Source organism: Parvibaculum sp. (assembly GCF_035511255.1).
In the GTDB taxonomy this organism is placed as follows: domain Bacteria; phylum Pseudomonadota; class Alphaproteobacteria; order Parvibaculales; family Parvibaculaceae; genus Parvibaculum.
This window is the reverse complement of the sequence record NZ_DATKFR010000296.1, coordinates 1-2,189: the sequence shown is the minus strand read 5'-3', so window position 1 is coordinate 2,189 and position 2,189 is coordinate 1. Positions and strand designations below refer to the sequence as shown.

Here is a 2,189-nt window from a genome sequence, read left to right as displayed (position 1 = left end):
AGGTTCGGCATCCCAGCCGAGCGTCTGGCGCGACAGCGCAATTTCGTCCTGCCCAAGCGGCGAGCCATGCGAGGAAGACTTGCCGCGTTTGTTCGGCGAGCCGTAACCGATGACGGTGCGGCAGGCGATCAGCGTCGGCTTGTCGGACGTCTTCGCCTTGGCGATGGCGGCCTCGATCGCGTCGGCGTCATGGCCGTCGATGCGGGCCGCGTTCCAGCCGGCGGCCTCGAAGCGCTTCAGCGCGTCGCCCGATTCCGAAAGGTCCAGCGAGCCGTCGATGGTGATGCCGTTGTCGTCATAGAGAACGATGAGCTTCGACAGGCGCAGATGGCCGGCAAGGCTGATCGCCTCGTGGCTGATGCCTTCCATCAGGTCGCCGTCCGACGCGATGACATAGGTATAATGATCGACCACCTCGCCGAAGCGGGCGGCGGCAAGCCGTTCGGCCAGCGCCATGCCGACGGCGGTCGAAATGCCCTGGCCGAGCGGGCCGGTCGTCGTCTCGACGCCCTGCACATGGCCATATTCCGGGTGGCCGGCCGTGATCGCGCCAAGCTGGCGGAAATTCTTGATCTGCTCGATCGTCATGTCCTCATAGCCGAGGAGATAGTTGACCGCGTAAAGCAGCATCGATCCGTGCCCGGCGGACAGCACGAAGCGGTCGCGGTCCGGCCAGTGGGGCTTCTTCGGATCGATCTTCAGGAACTTCGTGAAGAGCACGGTCGCGATGTCGGCCGCGCCCATCGGCATGCCGGGATGGCCGGAATTGGCCTTCTGCACGGCGTCCATGGCGAGCGCGCGGATGGCATTCGCCATGTCGCGATGCGAAACCGGAGCTTCTGCCAGTGTGGCGGCCGACTGATCGGGTGGCGTCATGTTCTAACTCTCTGAGCCTCGGGCCAGGAAACCCGATGGAGGACCCTCCGCCAGGTCTTTCGAGGCGGACTCCGGGAGCGGAGCCGGGTCTGTGCAGAGCTGGCGCGTCGTCGGCGCCAAGTCAGAGGCCCATGCTCCGGACCTGAATAACGACCGCTTTTGACTTGTACTTATGCGGTCCGAATCCGTCCGTTCGGGGGTCTGGCAAGCGGCGCCACAATGACCACGGGGTTACATAGAGTCAATGATCGATTCACGCAAAATGCCGGGCTTTTCCGGCGGTTCGGGTCATGCGTGGCAGCCTGTCGCGGCGGTTGCGCCGATGCCCCGCCGGGCCTTCGCGGCACCGTTGTTGACCTCGTTTCGGCCCGCCGCCTATCTTGAAACGGAGGCCGAGCATTTCTGAAAGAGAAGAGGGCTTGGGTCCCGATTTCGGATATACAGTCAGGCATGAGCAAACTCGATTCCGCCACCGAGCGTTTCAAGGCCGCCCTCGATCGGCTGGAAGCCGGCATTCACCGCCAGCTTCTGCGCGCACAGTCGGCGGCGCGTCTCGAAAATGAGGTCAACGCGCTGAAGGAAGACCGGGCGAAGCTCGCCGAGGAACTCGACCAGATGAAGTCGGAAGCCCGGCGTCTCAATGAATTGAACGAACGCGCCTCCGAGACGCTCGCGAACGCCATCGAGGGCATTCGCGAAGTGCTGGCGGCGGAATAGGCGGGCACCCCATGGGACAGGTCACGGTTCAGATCAACGATCGCGCCTACACGGTCGCCTGCGGCGACGGCGAGGAGGCCCATCTGAAGGATCTCGCCGCCCATATCAACCTCCATGTGACGGACCTCTCCCGCGAAGTCGGGCAGGTGGGCGAAACGCGGCTTCTGCTGATGGCCTCGCTTCTGGTCGCCGACGAGCTGTCGGACGCGCTGGCCAAGGTGAAGATGCTCGAAGCCGACATCGAGCAGCTGACCCAGACCCGGATCGCCGCGCTCGAACGCTCCCGCGAGGCCGAAGATCTCCTTGGCGACGTGCTGGACAGCGCCGCCCGCCGTATCGAGGACATCGCCCGCCGTATCGAGGCGGCGTGAGCCTCGCCGCTTCCACAAAGCCGCAGCCCTTGACCTTTGGCACCCGGAAGCCCGATATGAGGCTGGGTGCTGCCTGGTTCGTCAGGAACACTTTCTCTCGGGGCCTTACGATCCTTAAGGGAGCTGTCCCTGGCTGGGACCCTGGTCTCTTTCACACGGCGCCCACCTACTTATGTAGGTCTCCGAGGATCCACGTTCCAACGGCCGAGGCGGCCCCACCTGTTT

General features: G+C 64.2%; 3 protein-coding genes and 1 other RNA gene. 3 read left to right on the top strand and 1 reads right to left on the bottom strand.

Annotation, left to right across the window (positions count from 1 at the left end; all coding sequences use genetic code 11):
- Positions 1 to 876: transketolase family protein (locus VMR03_RS11670; RefSeq protein WP_325405390.1), on the bottom strand; the 876-nt coding region annotated here is incomplete at its 3' end.
- 450 nt (positions 877 to 1,326) lie between these two features.
- Here VMR03_RS11670 and VMR03_RS11665 point away from each other — a divergent pair.
- The 3 genes from VMR03_RS11665 (at position 1,327) to ssrS (ending at position 2,184) form a co-directional block, all read left to right on the top strand.
- Complete coding sequence (locus tag VMR03_RS11665; protein WP_325405388.1) at positions 1,327 to 1,593, top strand: DUF4164 family protein; 267 nt, start codon at positions 1,327 to 1,329, stop codon at positions 1,591 to 1,593.
- A gap of 11 nt (positions 1,594 to 1,604) precedes the next feature.
- Positions 1,605 to 1,964, top strand: a complete 360-nt coding sequence (locus tag VMR03_RS11660; RefSeq protein WP_325405386.1) for a cell division protein ZapA — start codon at positions 1,605 to 1,607, stop codon at positions 1,962 to 1,964.
- Between the two features lie 63 nt (positions 1,965 to 2,027).
- Positions 2,028 to 2,184: non-coding RNA, 6S RNA (gene ssrS / locus VMR03_RS11655), on the top strand.
- The last annotated feature ends 5 nt before the right edge of the window (positions 2,185 to 2,189 follow it).

Bases quoted from the DNA above. Each gene is read 5' to 3' on its own strand.
- VMR03_RS11665 (WP_325405388.1), top strand. From the start codon at position 1,327: ATGAGCAAACTCGATTCCGCCACCGAGCGTTTCAAGGCCGCCCTCGAT.
- VMR03_RS11660 (WP_325405386.1), top strand. From the start codon at position 1,605: ATGGGACAGGTCACGGTTCAGATCAACGATCGCGCCTACACGGTCGCC.